We start from the raw sequence: 20837 nt of genomic DNA, 5'->3' as shown, positions 1-20837 counted from the left end.
TGGCAGTCTAAGAAGGTGTTGTGCCGAGATGGCATCTGCTGAGGGGGTGATGCCTGGGCAGTCCCGCATTGGCAAAATTCGTCAGGGAGGAAAATATGAAGCGCGTTTCTTTAGCACTGTCCGCAATGTTGGCAGTCGCGCCTGCACTCGCGGCCGAGTCCAGTGATCCGATCAAACTTACTCTTCATGACTGGTCCGGCCAGCTGATCACAACCAAGCTCATGGGCGAAGTTCTGAAGGAAGCCGGCTATAACGTCGAATATGTTCAAGCCGACTATATTGCCCAATTCGCAGGCCTGAAGACGGGCGACTTGCATGTCGCCATGGAAATTTGGGAAACGACCGGGCGCGAAGCGATGGACGAGGCCTTCGCGACAGGAAATGTCGTCAATCTTGGCGAAACCGGCCTCCAGGCAATCGAGGAATGGTGGTACCCGTCCTACATGAAAGAGCGCTGCCCCGGCCTCCCCAACTGGGAAGCTCTGAAGGATTGTGCTGAAGAATTCTCGACGCCTGAAACTGCGCCATTCGGCCGCTACCTTGGCGGACCCGTTACCTGGGGCGGCTTTGATGAAGAGCGTGTCGAGGCTCTCGGACTGGACTTCGAGGTGGTTCATGCCGGCACTGACGCGGCCCTTTTCGCCGAACTGGAAGCAGCTTACCAACGCCAAGACCCGATCATGCTTTGGGTCTATGCGCCCCACTGGGCCCCTGCGAAATATGATGGTGAATTCGTTGAATTCCCGCCGTTCTCACCGGAATGCTACGCCGATCCGTCGGTTGGTGTGAACCCGGATGCGGCCTATGACTGCGGCAAGCCGCGCGGCCCAATCTGGAAAGTCAGCTGGGCCGGTGTCGCCGACAAGTGGCCGGGCGCTGCGAAGGCAATCGGGAACTTCAACCTCTCCAACGCCGATTATGGCGCCATGGTCACCGAAGTCGATCTCAACGGCAAATCCGTTGATGACACGGTTGCCGCATGGATGGCCGACAACAAGGACACATGGTCGGGCTGGATTGCCAAATAAGGCCGTTCCATACTTCCTGCACGCAGCAATCCGAATTTGATGCGTGCAGGACACCAGTCCGGATGACTGGCAAGACAGTTTCCCGACACAGGGAATAAAACCTCCACCGAGGACTGGATGACGAAGCCCGTAATTCTCGATTGCCGGAACGTATGGAAGTTATACGGCCCGCAGGCCGATACTTTTTTAAAGACCAACGCCACTCCTTCTTCCGCCGATCTGGAGGCGGCCAATCTCATCGGAGCGGTACGGGCGGTGAATGTCCAGATCCGGAAGGGTGAGATTTTCGTCATCATGGGGCTGTCAGGCTCCGGCAAGTCCACGCTTGTGCGTTGCATGTCGCGGCTTGTGGATTCCACAGCTGGCGAAATCCGTTTCGAGGACAAGGACCTGCTCAGTGCCAGTGAAGAGGAACTGATCCAGATCCGACGCAAGAAAATGGGCATGGTGTTCCAGCAATTCGCCTTGCTGCCGCATCTGACGGTTCTGGAAAACGCTGCTTTTCCGCTCGACATCCAGGGCGTTGACAAGAAGACGCGCGAAGAACGGGCTCGAGAAGTCGTGGAACTGGTTGGTCTCAAGGGGCGTGAGGGCTATTTCCCGCGCGAACTTTCAGGCGGTCAGCAGCAGCGCGTCGGCATTGCCCGCAGCCTCGCCGCCGAACCGGAAATCTGGTTTCTGGACGAACCGTTCTCCGCACTTGATCCTCTGATCCGGCGCGAAATGCAGGACGAGTTCCTTCGGCTTCAGAACATTCTTCACAAGACGATTGTCTTCATCACCCATGATTTTGACGAGGCCATCCGGCTCGCGGATCGAATTGCGGTCATGAAGGACGGGATCATTGAACAGGTAGCGACCCCTGAAGATCTCGTTTTGCAACCGGCAACAGACTATGTCGCTGAGTTCACGCGCCATGTCAGCCGGGCGAAGGTAATCCGCGCAGCATCCGTGATGGAACCGCTGAACGGCGACAGCTTCGCCGGCGAAGTTTTCCATAACGCCGTGATCGAAGCCATTGCCGATCCGGTGGAAGCTTCGGACCTCCCGCACAAAGTCATGGACGGTGACAAGCCGGTCGGACAGATTTCCCGAAAGGCGGTCATCGACGTGCTGGTGGGACGCAGATGATTGCGCGCGCGGCAAAGTCCGGCTGGATGTTCTGGGGAACGCTTTTCGCAGTCACCTGGCTGCTGTCGAGCTACTCCTTTCAGCTCTACAAGGCACTCGATGCCCGTTGGATCGTTCGCTACCCCAAAGGTTGGGAATTGCCACTCGAAGACCGCATCAGTGCGTTTCTTGACTGGCTGGTTGAAAGCGCCGGCTTCTACTTCTTTTCGTTTCGTGACCTGACCCGTGCCATCTCGGCGTTGATCGAAGCCCCCTATCAGGTGTTGCGCAATCTGCTGGTCGAAGGCTTCAGCAGCGGCGTCGGCGATGCCGCCGCACAGATAGCCCCGGCACTCAGCTGGGTTGCGGTGATCGTGACGATCATGGCGATAGGGCACTACGCGCGCGACTGGTTTCTATCCGTTCTTGTCGGGGCCTGTTTTCTCTATCTTGCCGTATTCGGGCAATGGGAAAGCGCCATGGTGACGCTTGCCTCGGTGCTTATCTCGGTTCCGATTGGCGTCGTTGGCGGTCTTTTTCTTGGGATCCTGGCGTATCGGGTCCGCTGGTTTGAGCGCATGCTGCGGCCGATCCTGGACCTGATGCAGACCGTTCCGGTTTTTGCCTATCTCGTACCCATCCTGATCCTGTTCGGATTCGGTCCCGTCGCAGCACTCGTTGCAACGGTGATTTATGCCATGCCACCCATGGTCCGTATAACCATCGTCGCGCTGAACTCGGTACCGAAGGAAGTGATCGAAGCGGGCCGCATGGCAGGTTGCCGCAATCGGCAGATGATGTGGAAGGTCCTCGTTCCGTCAGCGGTTCCGACCCTGATGGTCGGTGTGAACCAGGTAATCATGCTGACGCTCAACATGGTGATCATCGCGTCCATGATCGGCGCCGGCGGCCTCGGCTTCGATGTTCTGTCCAGCCTGCGACGGTTGGATATCGGCGGAGGCATCGAGGCTGGGCTTGGCATCGTGGTGATGGCGATCGCGCTCGATCGGGCAAGCCAGGCCTTCGCGGAAAGGAGCGCGCGTCACCCCTTGGAAGGGAACCTCCTGCAGCGCCACCCATGGTCCGGAACGGTCTTTCTTGTGATCGCGTCAACGCTCATTCTGGGCCAGTTCGTCCCGGCTGTTCAGACTTATCCGGATGCCCTGACGATTACGACGGGACCGTTCTGGTCTGATGCCATGCAATGGATCAACGTCAACTTCTTCGACACGTTCGAAGCCATCAAGACGGTGATCCTTCAATGGTTACTTCTCCCGGTGAAGAAGTTTTTCAGCGGAATTCCCTGGGCCTGGGGGATCGTTGCGACCGCTCTCATCGCCTGGCGGGTCGGTGGTTGGAAGATCGGCTTGCTCGCAGGACTTCTGATGGCTTTCATCGCCGCCTCCGGGCTTTGGTCCAAGGCCATGGTGACGATTTACTTGTGCGGTGTCTCGGTTCTGATTGCGACGATCATCGGCATACCGCTTGGTGTCTGGGCTGCAGAAAGTCCACGCGCCGGACGCGTCATCCTGGGGCTGATGGATACGCTGCAGACCCTGCCCAGTTTTGTTTATCTGATCCCGGTTGTCATGCTGTTTCGCGTCGGCGATTTCAGTGCCATGATTGCCGTGGTCCTTTATGCACTGGCTCCCGCCGTCCGCTACGCAGCGCACGGCCTCAAGGAGGTTCCGCCGTCCCTGATCGAGGCAGGACTGATGTCCGGTTGCACCAGGCAGCAACTGCTTTGGCGCATCAAGCTGCCGCTCGCGACACCGCACCTCTTTCTGGGTTTGAACCAGACAATAATGCTCGCACTGTCCATGCTGGTAATCACCGCGCTCGTGGGCACAAGGGACCTTGGTCAGGAAGTCTATATCGCTCTGACCAAGGCCAACGCGGGCCAAGGTATCGTCGCAGGCCTTTCCGTCGCTTTCATTGCAATCATCACCGACAGGGTCATCAACGCGCTTGCGACAGGCCAGCGCGAAAGGCTGGGGATTTAAGCATGTCTGAAACCGCAATTGCACGAGCCACGGCACTTGCCTGCTTCTCCGACCCTCAGGACATAACCCCATTGGGAGGCGGCATCACCAACATCAATCTTCTTGTGCGCGACGGTGACCGCCGTTTTGTCGTCCGCCTTGGCGACGACATTCCCGAACACGGTGTCATGCGCTGGAACGAACTCGCACTCAGCCAGGCTGCTGAAATGGCAGGCGTTTCTCCGGCTGTCTTTCATCAGGAACCCGGAGTTCTGGTCCTAAATTTCGTGGAGGCGCGAACCTTCCAGGAAGCAGACGTCCGTGACCCGGCGAACCTGAACAAGATAATTGATCTGGTCGCCAGAGCTCATCGGGAACTGGGCGGCCATCTGAGCAGCCCGATCCTCACATTCTGGCCGTTTCAAGTGAACCGGACCTACGTAACGCGCCTGAAAGCCGATAGATCGGCACATTCTGACTTACTCCCTGGTCTGATGGACACCCTCTCCGATCTCGAAAAGGCCGTTGGCCCGGTCGACCTTGTTGTCGGGCACAATGATCTGCTCGCAGCCAATCTTCTTGATGACGGTGAAAGACTTTGGCTGATCGACTGGGAATATGGCGGATTCAACTCACCGCTCTTCGATCTTGCCGGCCTCGCATCCAACAATGGTCTGTGCGAAGCACAGGAAAACACGATGCTCGAGCAGTATTTCGAGGCACCGGCAGAGACGCACTGGCGGGCCTACCAGGCCATGAAATGCACGTCCCTGATGCGAGAAACGCTCTGGTCGATGACATCGGAAATCCATTCGCGCCTTGATTTCGACTATGCCGCCTATACCCGTGAAAACATGGACCGGCTGACCGCCGCCCTTTCTAAATTCCGTGAATTGTGAGAGCCCTCATGACACTTCCCTCATCCTCGAAGATCATCATTATCGGCGGCGGCATTGTCGGTTGTTCGACGGCCTATCATCTGGCTCAGATGGGGCAGGAAGTTCTGCTTCTCGAAAAGGCAGCCCTGACGTCCGGCTCCACATGGCACGCCGCAGGTCTGGTCGGTCAGCTGCGTTCCAACGCCAATATCACGCAGCTTCTGGGTTACTCGATCTCGCTATACGACAGGCTGGAAGCCGAAACTGGTCAGGCGACCGGCTGGAAAATGAACGGCGGCCTCCGCCTCGCCTGCAACAAGGAACGCTGGACCGAGGTCAAACGCCAGGCAACCACGGCCCACAGTTTCGGCCTGGACATGCAGCTGCTGACGGCAAGGGAAGCGCAGGAGCTTTGGCCGCTGATGGATATCAGCGATGTCGTCGGGGCCGCCTATCTGCCAACGGATGGTCAGGCAAGCCCCTCCGACATTACCCAGGCACTCGCCAAAGGCGCGCGGGCTGGTGGTGCAAAGCTGGTTGAAAATACATCGGTTCTTGAGATTTTGACCGAACGCGGGACCATTAAAGGTGTACGCACCGCCAAAGGCGATATCGCTTGCGAGAAACTGGTGCTGTGCTGCGGACAATGGACCCGGGAGCTCGCGGCAACGATAGGGGTCACCGTGCCGCTGGTTTCCGTCGAACACCAGTACATGATCACGGAAGCCTTCGGCGTCCCCTCCAACCTGCCGACATTGCGCGATCCGGACCGGCTGACCTACTACAAGGAGGAAGTCGGCGGTCTTGTCATGGGCGGATATGAGCCGAACGGTATTCCCTGGGCGGTCGACGGTGTACCCGACCCGTTCGACTATCAGCTGCTGGACAGTAACTTCGACCACTTTGAGCAATTGATGGAACTGTCATTGCCGCGCGTACCCGCTCTTGAAAATGTCGGCATCAAACAACTGGTCAACGGACCGGAAAGCTTTACGCCGGACGGCAACTTCATTCTGGGCGAAGCACCTGAGATGGCGAATGTCTTCGTCGGTGCCGGTTTCAACGCTTTTGGCATTGCGGCGGGCGGCGGTGCAGGAATGGCACTGGCCGAATGGGTCGCAAAGGGTGAACCGCCCTACGACCTCTGGCCGGTCGATATCCGCCGCTTTGGACGGCCCCACACCGACACCGACTGGGTGCGAACCCGCACGCTGGAAGCCTATGGCAAGCACTACACGATGGCCTGGCCTTCGGAAGAACACGACAGTGGCCGGCCCTGCCGCCGGTCGCCGCTTTATGATCGGTTAAAATCGGCCGGGGCTGTTTTCGGTGAGAAACTCGGCTGGGAGCGCCCAAACTGGTATGCCGAAGCCGATGAGGAAGCACGCGATATCTACACGTTCGAACGTCCGAACTGGCACGCTCCGGTCGGCAGGGAACACAAGGCAGCCCGTGAAGCCGCCGTCCTGTTTGACCAGACGTCTTTCGCAAAATTCATCCTGAAAGGCCCGGATGCCGAAGCCGCACTGAGCTGGATCGCCGCAAACCGCGTGGACAAGCCGGTGGGCTCGATCATCTATACGCAGATGCTGAACGACCGCGGTGGGATCGAATGCGACCTCACCTGCGTGCGAACGTCCATCGATGAATATTATATCGTCACCGGAACCGGCTTTGCCACACACGACTTTGACTGGATCGGACGCAACATTCCGGACGGATTGAGGGCCGAGCTCATCGATGTCACATCGTCGAATGCGGTGCTCTCGCTTTTCGGGCCAAAAGCGCGGCACATTCTTGCTGCCTGCACCCGGGCTGACGTCGGCAACGACGCGTTTCCCTTCGGTCAGGCGCACCGGATCGGAATTGCCGGCTGTCCGGTCCTCGCGCTGCGCATTACCTATGTCGGTGAACTTGGCTGGGAACTGCACTTGCCGACCGAATACGCACAATCAGTCTATGACGCGCTGCACGATGCCGGGAAAGAATTCGGCCTGCGCAACGCCGGCTACCGCGCAATAGAAACGCTGCGCCTTGAAAAAGGATATCGCGCCTGGGGATCAGATATCGGGCCGGACCATACACCGGACGAGGCCGGCCTCGGCTGGGCTGTCAAGATGAAGACCAATGCCGACTTCAAGGGCCGCAGCGCCGTGCAGCAACAGCGCGAGAACGGCGTGAAGAAAATGCTCGCAACCTTCACGACCGACGGCGACGTCATCCTGTCCGGACGGGAAACGATTTACCGCAATGGTGAACGCTGTGGCTGGCTGAGTTCGGGCGGCTATGGCCATACGCTCGGCAAGAGTATCGGAATTGGCTACGTCCGGCATCCGGACGGCGTTACGAGAGACCATGTCCTATCCGCCGACTATGAAATTGAAGTCGGAACCGAGCGGGTAAAAGCCGACGTCACGCTTGCTCCGCTGTTTGACCCAAAAATGGAGCGGATCAAGACCTGAGTCAGTTAGCGGTCTTGAAAACTCAAAATGATGCTTCGTTTGCTACCTTTTGAGGGCTCCTCACCGGGTGCCCGGAAACGTTACGGAGAGTACGTTCGAGATGCATTAGTTCCAAAGCTTTTCAACACCTTGAATGATCTGCTCGCTTTCGGCAACGCAAGCTTCGACCACCAGATTGAGACGATCTCTCAGTGGGTTCTCGTCGTCGGCGAACAAACCCCATGCGTAGCTAATCTTGGCCGTCAAAGGCCGGATTGACACACCTTCAATCGGCACGCCAAGTGCAGTTACCGGATCACAGAGAGCGACCCCCAACCCTGCCCGCGCCGCCATTGCCGCGCTCAGGGACGAGTTGGTGGCAATTTCAGACGAAGGTCTTATGCCTGCTTCGCCAAGTGCGCGATTGATGGCGTCACGAACACCGTAACCGTTGCAGATGGTTGCCATTCTTTCGCTTGCGAACACCGAGAGCGGGATCGGCTCGTCACCATCAAAGCGGCTCCCCTTCCGGACCACGGCGACGACCAGAGAGTCAAAACGAGCAAGGCATTTCAAGCGGTCGTGCTCACTCGGATAGGCTGAAAACCCAAGGTCGGCCGTGCGTTGACGAAGTGCGTGCAGAACCCGTTCTGAAGTTGTCGTTTCGACATGAACAAAATCAGGCAATACGTCAGCGACGCGTGACAGCACCGGTCCGACCAGTCCTGCGGACATTGTCGGAGTCGCAACGATGTCGATAGCAGCTAACCTTTCGTCTCTGATCGCATGAGCCCGTTCCGTCAATTGCGACAGGTTTGCCATAACACGCTGGGATTCTTCAAAAAATTTGATCCCCTTGGCGGTCGGAGAGATTTTTGGCCCGTTCCGCTCGAACAACGCAAAACCTACGCGCGCCTCCAAATCCTTGACCATTCTCGTCACAGCCGGCTGGCTGATTGACAACCTCTGGGCGGCGGCCGTCATGGACCCGTAGCGGACCACAGCGGCAAAAGCTTCCATTGAGCGAATGTCAGGCCGCCCATTATTCAGTGTTGACATATTAGAGAACCTATCATTACGGTAAGCTATCATTGACGCGTCAGTATGCAAAATTAGCATAGCAAGCTACTATGCGATCGGTAAGGGGACCGGCGCAATGACACTTGGATTTGTGAACGCGGTTGTTGGGGGCAAGTTCGGCCAGGATCAGATCTGTTCGAATACTTCTGCTCCGAAATCCAGGGGCTTCGCTGTTGCAGGCGACTCAATCTGCCAAGCTTTTCCCAGGCAGCCCTGCAAAACGCACTTCTCCAACCCGGGTCGAGGTGTCAACTTGCCAATGATCGTCGGTTCTAAGAAATTCCTGGAGGGCATGTAAGATGACAAAAATACTGTCCTCAATAGACTCGCAAGGCCTGGCGGTGCTCGAAGCCCGTCTCAAGGATGATCTGGATCTGCTTTGCTACCCCTCCAAGGACTGGATACCGCGAAGAGCGGATGTGACAGACGTCGTCATCATTGGTGGCGGAATGTGCGGGATGGTTGCCTGGCTGGCTTTGAGAACAGGCGGAATTCACAATATCCGCGTTCTCGATCGGGCCACCAAAGGCTACGAAGGTCCCTGGCTGGGATACGCCCGCATGGAAACCCTTCGGTCTCCCAAGTTTCTGACCGGCCCTGCCTTCGGACACGGTTCCCTGACATTTCAGGCCTGGTTCCGTGCCCAGTTCGGCACGAAAGACTGGGACGAACTGGACAAGATCCCCCGCACGATGTGGATGGACTACCTTTGCTGGTATCGCAAGGTCCTCAAGATCCCGATCGAAAACAACGTTTCGGTCGATCATGTGGAGCCCGATGGGGACCTGTTGCGGCTCACAGTCTCGGGTGCGGAAACGGGAACCATTCAAACCCGCAAACTGATCTTTGCAACGGGACGCGACGGAACGGGCGGCCCGAATATTCCCGAATTCATGAAGGAGCTGCCGAAGCATCTTTGGGCGCATAGCGCAGACGAAATCGACTTTGCCGCTCTGAAGGAGAAGCGCGTTGCCGTTATTGGTGTTGGCGCGTCGGCAGTCGACAATTCGGCAGAAGCACTGGAGCACGGCGCAGCGGAAGTGCGTCACCTGGTTCGCCGCAAGGAGATGCCGACAATCAATAAAATGATGGGCATTGGCAGTTATGGATTTACTGCCGGTTATGCCGCCTTGCCCGACGAATGGCGCTGGCGTTTCATGCAATACAGCTTCGCAACGCAAACCCCCTCTCCGCGCGGATCAACCTTGCGGGTCAGCCACCACCCGAATGCTTACTTTCATTTCGACAAGGCAACGACGCGGATAGATCAGTCCGGCGGCGGAGCACTCCTCCATTTTGCAGACGGTACATCCTACCAGGCGGACTTCGTCATCCTTGGGACCGGATTTGTCATTGACCCAATGGCGCGGACGGAATTCGGTGAAACGGCAGCGGAGATCCTTCTCTGGCATGACGTCTACACCCCACCTGCCGGCGAAGAGTCTGCGGATCTGGGGCGGTTTCCCTATCTGAATTCCGATTTCACTTTCAGGGAGAAGAACCCAGGCAAAGCTCCATGGCTGAAGAATGTCTACTGCTTCAACTACGGCGCATCGGCGAGCCTGGGCAAGGTGAGCGGCGACATTCCAGGCATCAGTGATGGTGCCGCATGGCTGTCTCGCTCCGTCGCGGCTTCGCTCTACGGAGAGGATATAGAGGCCCACTGGCAGGGGATGCAGGACTACGACACGCCGGAACTTCATGGCGATGAATGGCAACCGACCGAGCTGCCGCTGGAAGCACAACGAAGGGAGAGCGAGGCGGTATGAATATGTCTGACCTCACAATCCTTACCCAGGCCGGTGTTGCACCGGATAGCACCTTGTCCAGGGTGGTATCGATGCGCGGCAACATCATTGGCATGACGCAGTCTGCCGAGGAAGCCGTTTTGCGTCCGAAGGAAACAGGCGCCTTTCCCCACGACCTTCGCGCAGCGATAGCCGCACGCGTCTCGCGCCTCGCCGGAGATGAAGCATTGACGGCATATTATGTAGCTCAGGCCGGACAATACGCGGCTTTGGGAGAGCTGGGAGACCCGTGTGAGCAGCATGCAGATTTGGCTGTGGTTTTGTCTTTCGTCGACAAAATCGCAAATCAGACCCGGGATGCTGCTGCCAACGATATTTCGGACCTGCAGGAAGCAGGTGTTGCCGATGCCGATATCGTTCGGCTGTGTGAATTGGTTGCCTTCCTTGCTTTCCAGATACGTGTGATTTCCGGATTGCGCCTGATGAATGGAAAAAGCACGTGACCCGGATCGTCCACAAATTCACGCGCAAGGTTCCCGAATGGCGTCCGCGCCTGAAGCCGGTGAAACTGGAAGAAGCCACTCAGGAGCAGCTCGACGCGCTCAAGGTGACCCCCTCCAACACCAAGGTGTCGGCCTACGTCTTGACCCTTGCCCATGATGTCGAGAGCCTTTCGGTTCGCTCCCCGCTGTTCAACGCGATCATGTATGATCGTGGCGGCATGTCACGTGAAGAGCGTGAACTTGGTGCTTTGGCGGCATCCATGGTCAATCGCTGCATTTATTGCGCAGCAGTTCATGCGGACCGCCATGCAAAACTTGCCAAAGACGAAACCGTGACGGACGAGCTGTTCCTGAACGGCAGCAATGCCGATCTCAGCCCGAGAAACCGTGCGATTTTCGACTTTGCGCGCAAGGCCGCTGAGGCACCGCCTTCAGCTGGTCCTGAAGATATCGAAAAACTGTCAGATGCAGGCCTCTCAGATGAAGAGATCTTCGATCTGATCTTGTCATCCTCTTTGTTCGGATGGGCAAATCGCCTGATGCACGTTTTGGGCGACCCGGTGGGTCGAAAGGAGACGGCATGAAGGATCAGATGCGTATAGGCATTGCAGGTGCCGGATCAATCGCGTGCGGCACGGCAGCACTTTTGTACAGGAACAAGCATCTTCCGACACTCTGGTCGCCGTCGGGTAGAAGCACGACCGCCTTCGAAACAAAGCCCTTGCAGGCTCACGGGGTGTTCGAAGAAGAATTTATGCCTGCAATAGCCCAATCGGCACAGGAGCTGGCCGAGGCGAACGATGCACTGATCATCGCCTTGCCGGCAACCGGGCACAAACAAATCATGGATGCGCTGGCCCCCCATATTCGCGAGGGGCAGCACGTCATTATCTCATCCCATGCGTCTTTCGGCGCTGTCTATCTTACGCAGGCTTTGGCAGCGCGTGGCGTATCGGCACCCGTCACCGCATGGGGCACGACTATCGTCTCGGGCCGCCGCGAGCAAGGACCCAGGGTACGCGTCAACACCATACGAAACCGGGTTGATCTGTGCACCGTGCCCGAAGCTGAAACAGATCACGGACTGGCCCTTTGCAAGAGTTTGTTCGGCGACCGCTTTATGCCACGCGATGGCTTGCTGGCCATTTTGCTGTCCAATCTCAATCCGCAGAACCACCTCGGAATCGCCCTTTGCAACATCACCCGGATGGAGCGTGGTGAGGACTGGAGCCAGGGACTGAATGTCACGCCGAAGGTAGGACGATTGCTGGAGAAACTCGACCTTGAGCGTCTTGCAATCGCCAAGGCGCTGGATCTGAAGGTTAAAACGATCTTCGAACACTTCCACCAGAGTTTCCACGTGCCTGTTGGATCCATTTCCGAAATGAACCAACAGATGCACACGCATGGTTATGGCGGCCTTGGACCGGCAACGGCAGACAGCCGTTACGTGACCGAAGATGTTCCATATGGACTGCAGGTGACCGTAGTTCTGGGCCGGTTGGTAGACAGGCCTGCCACGTTACATGAAGCCGGCATTAGGTTATTTTCAGCAATGTATGACCGGGAATTCGCGCTCGAAAACGAATTCCTCCATGCGTTGGAATTGGAAAGCTTCAGCCTTTGCGACTTGCAGCATGCGTCCCGCACCGGGGTGCTGCATAGACCATCCACGCCACAAACTTAAACAAAAAAGGATGGACCAAACTTAACCGACTAGGAGACGCTAAGATGACCAAACTTACCATTGACCGCCGACGCTTCCTGGGTACTGCTGCCATTGGGGCAGCAACTCTTGCCAGTCCTGCCTATCTTCGCCGTGCGAGTGCTGCAGGCGGTGAAGTGAACATCTGGACGTACAACGATTTTGTTCCCGAGGCCTTCAAGAAACAGTTCGAGGCGGACACCGGAATTAAGGTGAATATTCGCCTGGTTGATGACCAGGGCAAGCAGTTCAACCTGCTCGCCGCCGAAGCGCCCAATCCCACAGTGGACATCATGACCGTGGCCGGTCACCGTTTCCTGCAATTCATAGACAGCGACCTGCTTGCCCCGCTCGACACCGGTCGGCTGAGCAACTGGGGGAACATCAACCCGACATTTTCCGAGAGCGACTGGTCGACCATCAATGGGCATAAGTGGGGTGCACCTATCCTGTCCGGCATGGAAGTACTCGCTTACAACACCGAGCTTGTCACCCCCGAGGAAGCCAGGAGCTGGGACGTTCTCTTTTCGGAAAAGTATAAGGGCCAGACCGCCTATATCATCCAGGACATGATGTCGATCGTCATGCTCAAGATGGGCTACGACGGGAATATGGTTGCTTATCTCGATGACCCTGAAAAAGCAGCTGCGATTGTCGAAGAAGCCAAGGCGTTCCTGATCGAGAAGAAACCGCTTGTCAGGAAATATTATGACAGTGGCGCTGAAGTACAGCAGATGTTCATCAACCAGGACATTGCTCTTGGGCACAGCTGGAATGGCCCTGCCGCGGCGCTCATCAACGATGGGTTCCCGCTGGCCATGACCATCCCGCAGGAAGGGTCTTACGGCTTTGTCTACACCTACAACATTGCCAACAACGCTCCGAATGCTGACAACGCTTACACGTTCCTGGATGCCATCTTGGCCTCTCCGGAAATCGGTGCGTCGATGACCAAGGCCTCCGGCTTCATCTCCACCTACAAGGATGCATCGAACTATCTGACGGACCTTGAAAAGAAATCGACTTCATTCTCGGACGACGAACTTGAAAACCTGCAGTTCTTCCGCGCTGAAGCGAATGAGATGAAGTACGGGCTTGTCGATCCGGCCGTTGAAGCCATCAAGGCTGCCTGAGCTGTCGCTCTGAAGATCAGAAAGACCTTGTCCGCCCGTGAGGCGGGCAAGGCAATCAAGTCACATTGGGGGAAACTGGCATGAGCGATGATGTCGCTCCACGCACTGGCCGCGGCTCTGACACCATGGAAAGAAAAGGTCTGACCTTCTGGGGCACATTGTCAAGCTGGACGCCTTATCGGGTTGTTGTCGGGCTCGCAACCGCGTCGCCGCGACGTCAGTTCCTGATCCTTGCTACCTTTCCTTTGCTATGGGTGCTCACGCAACACCTTGGACCAATGCTGCAGATGCTTCGGGTGAGCTTTACCGATGCCTATCCGGTTGCACCCGGGGTGGAGCAGCATTTCACCCTCGACAATTATGCGCGTTTCTTTGGCGACTATATTTTCTGGCAGCCGTTTTTCCGCACGCTCATCTTTGCCAGCGTCTTCACTTTTTGCACTTTGATCCTGACTTATCCCGTCGCCTATTTTCTGGCGCGTCACGTCAGCCGCAAGAACCAGATGCTGATGCTTCTTCTATTGCTGATCCCGTTCTGGGTCGGTGAAATCGTCCGCACCTATGCAATCATGATCCTTCTGGGAAACACCGGAGCGGTGAACCAGTTGCTCAAGTGGCTGGGCCTTATCGATCAGCCGATCCCGTTCATGTACACCAGCTTTTCCATGGGTGTCGGGATCGTCTACCTGACTGCACTTTACATGCTTTTACCGCTGTATTCGGCATTGGAAAAACTTCCCAGAAGCTACAATGAAGCTGCCGCCGACCTCGGCGCTTCGGCATGGACCCGCTTTCGCCGGGTTACTCTTCCCCTCACGCTGGAAGGGATCTCGTCAGGATGTACGCTGGTGTTCCTGATATCGACAGGGTTCTATGCAACTCCGGTTCTGCTCGGTGGTCCTTCCACGACCGTATTTGCCGAAACGATCGCCGGGTTCTTCCATGTCGCTGGCGATGAATGGCCGACAGGTGCCGCCTTTGCGACAATCATGTTCATTGCCGCGATATTCCTGACCGGCGTCTTCCAGAAACTGATGAACTCTCTACGCAAAGGAGACAGGAATTGAACCGGGGCAATCGTATCCTGCTCTCTTGTGTCTACTGGGCGTTTGTTCTCTACGTCTTCGTCCCTCTGGTCCTGATGATTGTCATGGGCTTCAAAGACAGCAAGTTTATCGGCTTTCCGATCCGCTCGTGGACACTCGACTGGTACACCGGCGTCTTCGACGATGCGGCGGTACCGTCGGCATTTATCTATTCGGTTGTCATTGCAGTTCTCGCAACGGTCATCTCCGTTTTCGTCGGAACCTGGATTGCAGTCCTCTTGGAAGGCAGGAAGTTCCTTGGCCGGACCGCAATTTTCGGCCTGACAATTTTGCCTGCGCTCGTCCCCGGTATTATTTCCGCGATTGCCTTTCGGATCTATGCAAGGTGGCTCGGCATCGAACCGGGAATGGGCGCTATTGTGTGGGCGCACGCTGTTCACAACGTACCTTTTGTGGCCTTGGTGCTCATGGCACGGCTGTCGACATTGCCGAAAAGCCAGATTGAGGCGGCGCGAGACCTTGGTGCCGACCCTATTCTGGCGTTCTTGCGGATCACCCTGCCCTATCTTGTTCCTGCAATTCTGGGAGCCAGCATCTTTTGCCTGTTGCTCAGCTTTGATGATTTCGTCCGTTCCTTCTTCCTGGGAGGTTATGAGCCGACGTTGCCTGTCCTGATATTCGCCAAGCTCAGATCCGGCATGTCGCCGGAAATCAATGCCATTGCGACAATCGCGCTGATCCTGACGGCTGCAATCGGCATATGGGCGGAACGTTTCACCCGACGTATGAACAAGGAGTCCCGAAATGACTGATACGAATGCCCTTGTTCGCATCGAGGGTGTGACCAAGAAGTTCGGCGAGACCGTCGCGTTGGACAACCTCACGCTTGATATCGCCCGGGGTGAATTCGTCACCTTCCTTGGCCCGTCCGGTTGCGGCAAGTCCACGACGCTCAGAATTCTTGGGGGCTTTGAGCGACCAACATCGGGGCGCGTCATTCTGGATGATGTTGACGTTACGCGGCAGCCACCGGAGAAGCGCCATGTGAACATGGTGTTTCAGGATTATGCTCTGTTCCCTCATATGACCGTTCGCCAGAACATCTCTTTCGGCCTTGAACTCAAAGGGATGAACAAGACTGATATTCGCCTCCGGCAGGATGAAATTATGTCGTTTCTGGAATTGGACAATTTTGGAGACCGATACCCAGGTCAACTGTCGGGTGGACAGCGACAGCGTGTGGCGTTGGCTCGGGCGCTCGCACCTGATCCCGCCCTACTGCTACTTGATGAGCCGCTCGCGGCGCTTGATGCGAAACTTCGCGGTCAGGTTCAGCAGGAACTCAAGGCAATCCAGCGGCGAACCGACAAGACTTTCTTCTTCGTAACCCACGACCAGGAAGAAGCTCTGACAATGTCAGACCGGATCGTGGTCATGAACCAAGGCCGCGTTGAACAGGACGGAACGCCCGAGGAACTTTATTTCCATCCCGCAACCAGGTTTGTCGCCGAATTCATCGGTGAGACAAACCTCCTGACCTGCAAAATGCGCGGTCAAGATGGCGATGCGATTGTGATGGACTGGTTTGGCAAGACGCTAAAAGGTCTGTCGCCAGGTCATGTCCCCCAGGTTGGCGATACCATCACGGCATCAATCCGATTGGAAAAACTCGCCTTCCACGCGGCACGTCCGGAGCACTCTAATGCAGTTAAGGGAACCGTTGTCGGCAAGACTTTTCTCGGCAGCCGCATGACGCTCGACCTGATTGTCGAAGAAGCACAGGGCGCAAGACTTCGCGCCTTCGTAGATGCGGATGTCGGACAATCAATCGGCTCAGAGCCGGTTTGGATTGGATGGGATAGTGACAGCATGGCGGTGCTTCGCACATAGAGCTGAAGACGACACGAATGTCCGTCACAGGCGAATTTGCAATAGTTAGCCGTCTATAGTTTCCAGTTTCAACATTTCGTCTGCGATCTATTGCCGTTGTCGCTTTCCGCTCCAATCCGATTGAAGACACCTTTTGGACGTCGCAGCAGAAGCAACGTCGTGGGTGAGCTGTTCAATAAAGCTCAAGGCTATTTTTTGATCGTGAACGCTGGAACTGTGCCGAAATGCCTAAGAACTTTAGGGTCCCCTTCTAGGGAAAAGAAGCGTCACCAATCCTCTCACGCGTAAGTCTCTCCAAACACCTGAAACAAACGCAGGTCCGGTCCTTTCAGGACCGTGAACGGCTTGGGATTCGTTGTTGGCGATATCCCGGCAATCTCCAAGGGGAATTTCGCGACCATCTATATGATTGGTTGCGTTTTCGGGCTGATACAACTTTCTACAAATCAGTGGTACGCCTGGCACACTTCTACGACAAATTGACAATAGTCTGCCTGTCCGAAGCGAAATTCGGCTCTCTCGGATCAGGGCAGAGAACCAATTGAAACTAAGGTGAATATTTGAATTCTCACCCACCATGATGACTGCAGGCCGCTTCAACCAACACATCATTTCTTCGCATCAATAGGTCTATTGGAATTGATATGAGTTCGGAACTAGCGCGCCTTGTGCAAATAGCCTTGTCTCATCAACATGCTGGACGACTTTCCATCGCATTCGGTCTTTTTGAAGACATTCTCAAACGGGATCCGAACAACGCTCAGGCAAATTTCACGCTTGGCATCGCAGCTTATCAGGCCGGAGATATTGGGTTGGCGATTGCCCGTCTTAATATTGCCGCCGACAAAGCTCCCAAACACCCGCAGGTTCATCAACTTCTCGGATTGGCACTGCTGAATGCCGGTGATCTGAAGTCCGCTCAAAAGTCTCTCAAGAAAGCGATTTTGCTCAGCCCCAACGTTGCCGACTTTCACGCCCAGCTTGGAGATCTTTATACAAGAAAGAGGCAACCAGACCTGGCCCGCGCAAGTTTTGAAGCTGCGCTGAAGATTGAGGCGAACAATGGCTATGCCTTGATTGGTATGGGGCAGCTTGAGGTTTCGGTAGGCAATATCGAAGACGCGGTCACTTGGTTTGAACTCGCGATTTCCCAAAAGAAAGAACTGCCGGCGGCTTACCAATTTCTAACAATGACAAAGACTTACCAGTCGAGACCGGAGGAACTCAGCCAGATCGAAGAGCTGCTGAAAAACGTGGCTCAGGCAAATACAGAAAAGTCCAATTTGCATTGGGCTGCAGGCAAGATTTACTACGACATCGGCGATACTGAGCGCGCGGTGCAGCACTATCGCAGCGCTCGGAAACTTAGATATTCGGACTTTGATCAGGTTAAGTATGAAGAACGCATGGCTTTTATGAAGGAAGTTTTTAACAAGGACTTCTTTTCAAGCCGGCTGGAATTTGGAGACAAGAGCAAGCGACCGGTTTTCATTTTTGGGATGCCAAGATCCGGAACCACGCTGGCAGAGCAGATTATCAGCCGTCATTCGCACGTCGCCAGCGGAGCGGAGATTTCCTACTTCAGACATCTTCAGCAAGACCTTGGCTTGACCCGGGCACCAAGCACGGCACTTGAAACACGGCTGAAGAGCATGGAAGCTCGTGATTTCAAGACTTTTGCCAAAGGCTATTTGAGTGCGTTGAACGATGTCGACAAACGAGCCGACCGTGTCACCGACAAGATGCCGCACAATTACGAAATGCTTTGGCTGATGAGCCTTCTATTTCCAAATGCGGCCTTTGTTCATTGTTGTCGTTGTCCTGCCGATACCTGCATTTCGCTTCTGTCTCACGCACTATCTCCGGCACATAGCTATTGCCTGACGCAGCAATCGGTTGGTCGGTATTTCCATGCATATGCGAATTTAATGGAGCATTGGCAGCAAGTGTTGCCCGTACAGTTACATCGGTTGAGTTATGAAAAGCTGGTCGATGACCAGCTGGGTGAGAGCCATAAACTATTGGAACAATGCGGGCTCGAATGGGAAGAGGAATGTCTCGAGTTCTATAAGGGCAGCAGCCCGATCACGACTTTTTCCAACCTGCAGGTTCGCAGGCCGATATTTCGATCCTCTATAGGACGCTGGCGCCGATACAAAAACCTGCTCACGGATCTCTTCGATGCGCTTGGCTCGTTGGCTCCACGTGAACTGCGCGAAGGAGAACAGTCTCATCTCCCCAAGCCTGGCTGCACGACAAACAATCCTGACAATGATGCCTCAATAGAGAGACAAAGAGGTGCTTGAAGGAGGTCTCTTCATTTCTCGCATCCGGTTGGAAGTCTGTTTTCGAATAAGGCAGCACCTTAGACAAGCATCGCGACCTGACCTGTAAAATGGGTCACCATCCACCTTACCTCTCCTGCTCGCGTATCCAACCTGATCCAACTTTTTCACCTGTCGGCAGTGGACCACGCTTTCCAATTGGATTAAGTTTGTTATGTTATATCGTAACATAGAGGATGAAGATGTTCTTCAACTATCCACATGCCATGGTCGCCGCAGGTGCGCTTGCCATGGCGTTGGGCTCCACCGTGCCCGCAATTTCTGCCGATGAAACAAAGGAAACCTGGCGTCTCTTCATCACCGACCAGGCTGAAGGACTGATCACGGTCGTCGACCCCGCGAAAAACTCCGTGCTCAATCGCTTCTCGACGCTCGGCTATGTGACACACCTCAAACCGACAGAGAGTGGCAAAGCGCTGTTCGCGGTTCAGATGGATCATGACGCAGTCCACGTTGTCGAAACTGGCATCGTCCTTACGGACCACGGTGATCATCAGGATATCGAGATCAAGGATGCAGCGCTTCTGCCGACAGTGATTGAAGGCCCCAGACCTGTTCACGCCGTAATGCATGACGACAAGGTACTGCAATTTTTTGACCTTGATGGCGAAGCCCGGGTCTATACGGAAAAGAACCTCTTGGAGGGCAGCGCTGAGCACAAGGTCGTCAAGACCGCGGCTCCACATCACGGCGTGGTTGTTCCAATCAATGATCACTTTGTCGTATCGGAACCCAATCTCGACACAGCGACGCCTGCAGACAAGTTACCGCCGCGGTTTGGCGCAAAGGTCGTCGACAATAAGGGCAAGCAGGTTGGAGAAGTTGCGACTTGCACAGGTCTACATGGCGAAGCGACATCCGCCGGTCTTGTGGCATTTGGCTGTGTTGAAGGTGTCCTCGTCGCGCAGTCGGATGGCAGTGGTCCACCGAACCTTGAACTCATTGAGTATTCCGCAGACATGCCCGATGGTCGCGTTGGCACGCTTGTTGGCGGAAAAGCCCTCCAGTTCTTTCTTGGCGACTACGGCGATGACCGGCTCGTCTTGATCGAACCGTCCAGCGACACTCCCTTCCGTTTGGTCGACCTTAAAATTCGAGACGTTCACTTCGTTCTTGACCCAATCCGCGTGAAATATGCCTACGTTTTCACTGAAGACGGAAAACTTCACGCTCTCAACGTCCTGAGCGGCGAGCTCGTCCGTTCAGCCCAAGTCACCGAACCTTACAGCAAAGATGGCCATTGGCGGGCCCCGCGGCCCAGGCTTGCCGTTATGGGTGACCTGATCGCCGTCACAGATCCGCGCGAAAGCCTTGTCAGGCTTCTTGATGTGAATACGTTCGAAGAAGATCGGACCATCGCTATTGGTGGCTCGCCTTTCAACATCGTCGCCATCGGCGGATCGGGCCTTCAACACTGAATGTCAAACAGCTCACAAAGGGTCGGCTGTCTCTTAAGGAGCAGCCGACTATTTCGTGTGACCCCACATCTGGACCGAAGCTCTATTCAATCGCAAACCTATCGGATCCACCTGTCTCTTGAGCAGCCTGCTTGGCACATTCAAACAAGGCCCATCTGTCTTCGGGTTCCTTCATCAGACCAAGGTTTGTGACTGTCGTCATGACACAGGCCAGTTCCTGCCGCGCGTCGAAAACGGGCACTGCCTGACCTGTAATGCCGGGAGATAGATGGCCTATAAGTTCTGCCCAGCAGGAATCGCGCATTTGTTTCAGTTCACGCTTTGATGGTTTCTTGTTGCGATACCCGGCAGGTTGCAGTTTCCGGGCAACGTCCGCATGGGCCTCGGACAGGTAAGCCTGGAACAACAGCCCGCACGCAGAGTTGTCCAATGGTAGGACATTGCCAAGACTTACTGTGTTGACGGCAAAATAAGCACTTCTAAACCACCTGACGATGGTTGGCCCGCGTTCCGTCCATATCGCAACACCG

General features: G+C 55.7%; 17 protein-coding genes. 15 read left to right on the top strand and 2 right to left on the bottom strand.

Going from position 1 to position 20837, the window contains the following annotated elements:
- Positions 1-95: 95 nt before the first annotated feature.
- From K1718_RS07890 to K1718_RS07870, 5 genes are all read left to right on the top strand, one after another.
- A complete protein-coding gene (locus K1718_RS07890) occupies positions 96-1028 on the top strand; it encodes an ABC transporter substrate-binding protein (protein ID WP_152500416.1) in 933 nt (310 codons plus the stop codon).
- Positions 1029-1145: 117 nt separating this feature from the next.
- Positions 1146-2159, top strand: coding sequence for a quaternary amine ABC transporter ATP-binding protein (locus K1718_RS07885; protein WP_265683560.1), 1014 nt, complete (start codon positions 1146-1148; stop codon positions 2157-2159).
- Entirely contained in the window at positions 2156-4141 is a 1986-nt protein-coding gene (locus K1718_RS07880) for an ABC transporter permease (protein ID WP_265683558.1), read from the top strand. Before K1718_RS07885 ends, K1718_RS07880 begins: the two co-directional genes overlap by 4 nt.
- 2 nt (positions 4142-4143) lie before the next feature.
- Positions 4144-5019 (top strand): phosphotransferase, encoded by an 876-nt coding sequence (locus K1718_RS07875; RefSeq protein ID WP_265683556.1) that lies wholly within the window; start codon positions 4144-4146, stop codon positions 5017-5019.
- A gap of 8 nt (positions 5020-5027) precedes the next feature.
- Positions 5028-7460: a GcvT family protein gene (locus K1718_RS07870; RefSeq protein ID WP_265683554.1), complete on the top strand. Its 2433-nt coding sequence runs from the start codon at positions 5028-5030 to the stop codon at positions 7458-7460.
- Between the two features lie 105 nt (positions 7461-7565).
- Here K1718_RS07870 and K1718_RS07865 read toward each other — a convergent pair whose 3' ends face one another.
- Positions 7566-8498, bottom strand: a complete 933-nt coding sequence (locus K1718_RS07865) for a LysR family transcriptional regulator (protein ID WP_265683552.1) — start codon at positions 8496-8498, stop codon at positions 7566-7568.
- A 320-nt stretch (positions 8499-8818) separates the two neighbouring features.
- On the opposite strand from K1718_RS07865, the gene K1718_RS07860 reads away from it, so the two are divergent.
- From K1718_RS07860 to K1718_RS07815, 10 genes are all read left to right on the top strand, one after another.
- The gene (locus tag K1718_RS07860) at positions 8819-10288 is read left to right on the top strand and encodes an NAD(P)-binding domain-containing protein (RefSeq protein WP_265683550.1); all 1470 of its coding nucleotides are present in this window, start codon (positions 8819-8821) and stop codon (positions 10286-10288) included.
- A gap of 2 nt (positions 10289-10290) precedes the next feature.
- A complete protein-coding gene (locus K1718_RS07855; protein ID WP_247649363.1) occupies positions 10291-10770 on the top strand; it encodes a CMD domain-containing protein in 480 nt (159 codons plus the stop codon).
- Positions 10767-11354, top strand: a complete 588-nt coding sequence (locus K1718_RS07850) for a peroxidase-related enzyme (protein WP_152500408.1) — start codon at positions 10767-10769, stop codon at positions 11352-11354. The genes K1718_RS07855 and K1718_RS07850 overlap by 4 nt, the downstream gene beginning before the upstream one ends.
- A gap of 8 nt (positions 11355-11362) precedes the next feature.
- The gene (locus K1718_RS07845) at positions 11363-12457 is read left to right on the top strand and encodes an NAD/NADP octopine/nopaline dehydrogenase family protein (protein WP_265684676.1); all 1095 of its coding nucleotides are present in this window, start codon (positions 11363-11365) and stop codon (positions 12455-12457) included.
- 44 nt (positions 12458-12501) lie between these two features.
- Entirely contained in the window at positions 12502-13608 is a 1107-nt protein-coding gene (locus K1718_RS07840; RefSeq protein WP_152500406.1) for an ABC transporter substrate-binding protein, read from the top strand.
- Positions 13609-13688: 80 nt separating this feature from the next.
- Positions 13689-14675 carry an ABC transporter permease gene (locus tag K1718_RS07835; protein WP_152500405.1) on the top strand — a complete coding sequence of 329 codons (987 nt, stop codon included), beginning with the start codon at positions 13689-13691 and terminating at the stop codon, positions 14673-14675.
- A complete protein-coding gene (locus tag K1718_RS07830; RefSeq protein ID WP_152500404.1) occupies positions 14672-15466 on the top strand; it encodes an ABC transporter permease in 795 nt (264 codons plus the stop codon). The genes K1718_RS07835 and K1718_RS07830 overlap by 4 nt, the downstream gene beginning before the upstream one ends.
- Entirely contained in the window at positions 15459-16544 is a 1086-nt protein-coding gene (locus tag K1718_RS07825) for an ABC transporter ATP-binding protein (protein ID WP_152500403.1), read from the top strand. Before K1718_RS07830 ends, K1718_RS07825 begins: the two co-directional genes overlap by 8 nt.
- A gap of 644 nt (positions 16545-17188) precedes the next feature.
- Positions 17189-18850: a tetratricopeptide repeat-containing sulfotransferase family protein gene (locus K1718_RS07820; protein ID WP_265683545.1), complete on the top strand. Its 1662-nt coding sequence runs from the start codon at positions 17189-17191 to the stop codon at positions 18848-18850.
- Positions 18851-19071: 221 nt separating this feature from the next.
- A complete protein-coding gene (locus K1718_RS07815) occupies positions 19072-20307 on the top strand; it encodes a hypothetical protein (protein WP_265683544.1) in 1236 nt (411 codons plus the stop codon).
- A gap of 82 nt (positions 20308-20389) precedes the next feature.
- Here the strand turns inward: K1718_RS07815 and K1718_RS07810 are convergent, their stop codons facing one another.
- Positions 20390-20737 carry an IclR family transcriptional regulator gene (locus K1718_RS07810; protein ID WP_285806063.1) on the bottom strand — a complete coding sequence of 116 codons (348 nt, stop codon included), beginning with the start codon at positions 20735-20737 and terminating at the stop codon, positions 20390-20392.
- Between the last annotated feature and the right edge of the window lie 100 nt (positions 20738-20837).

The sequence above is a fragment of the Roseibium porphyridii genome (genome assembly GCF_026191725.2).
Classification (GTDB): Bacteria; Pseudomonadota; Alphaproteobacteria; order Rhizobiales; family Stappiaceae; genus Roseibium; species Roseibium porphyridii.
The sequence above is the reverse complement of the archived record's forward strand: the minus strand, read 5'-3'. Positions and strand labels throughout refer to the sequence as shown.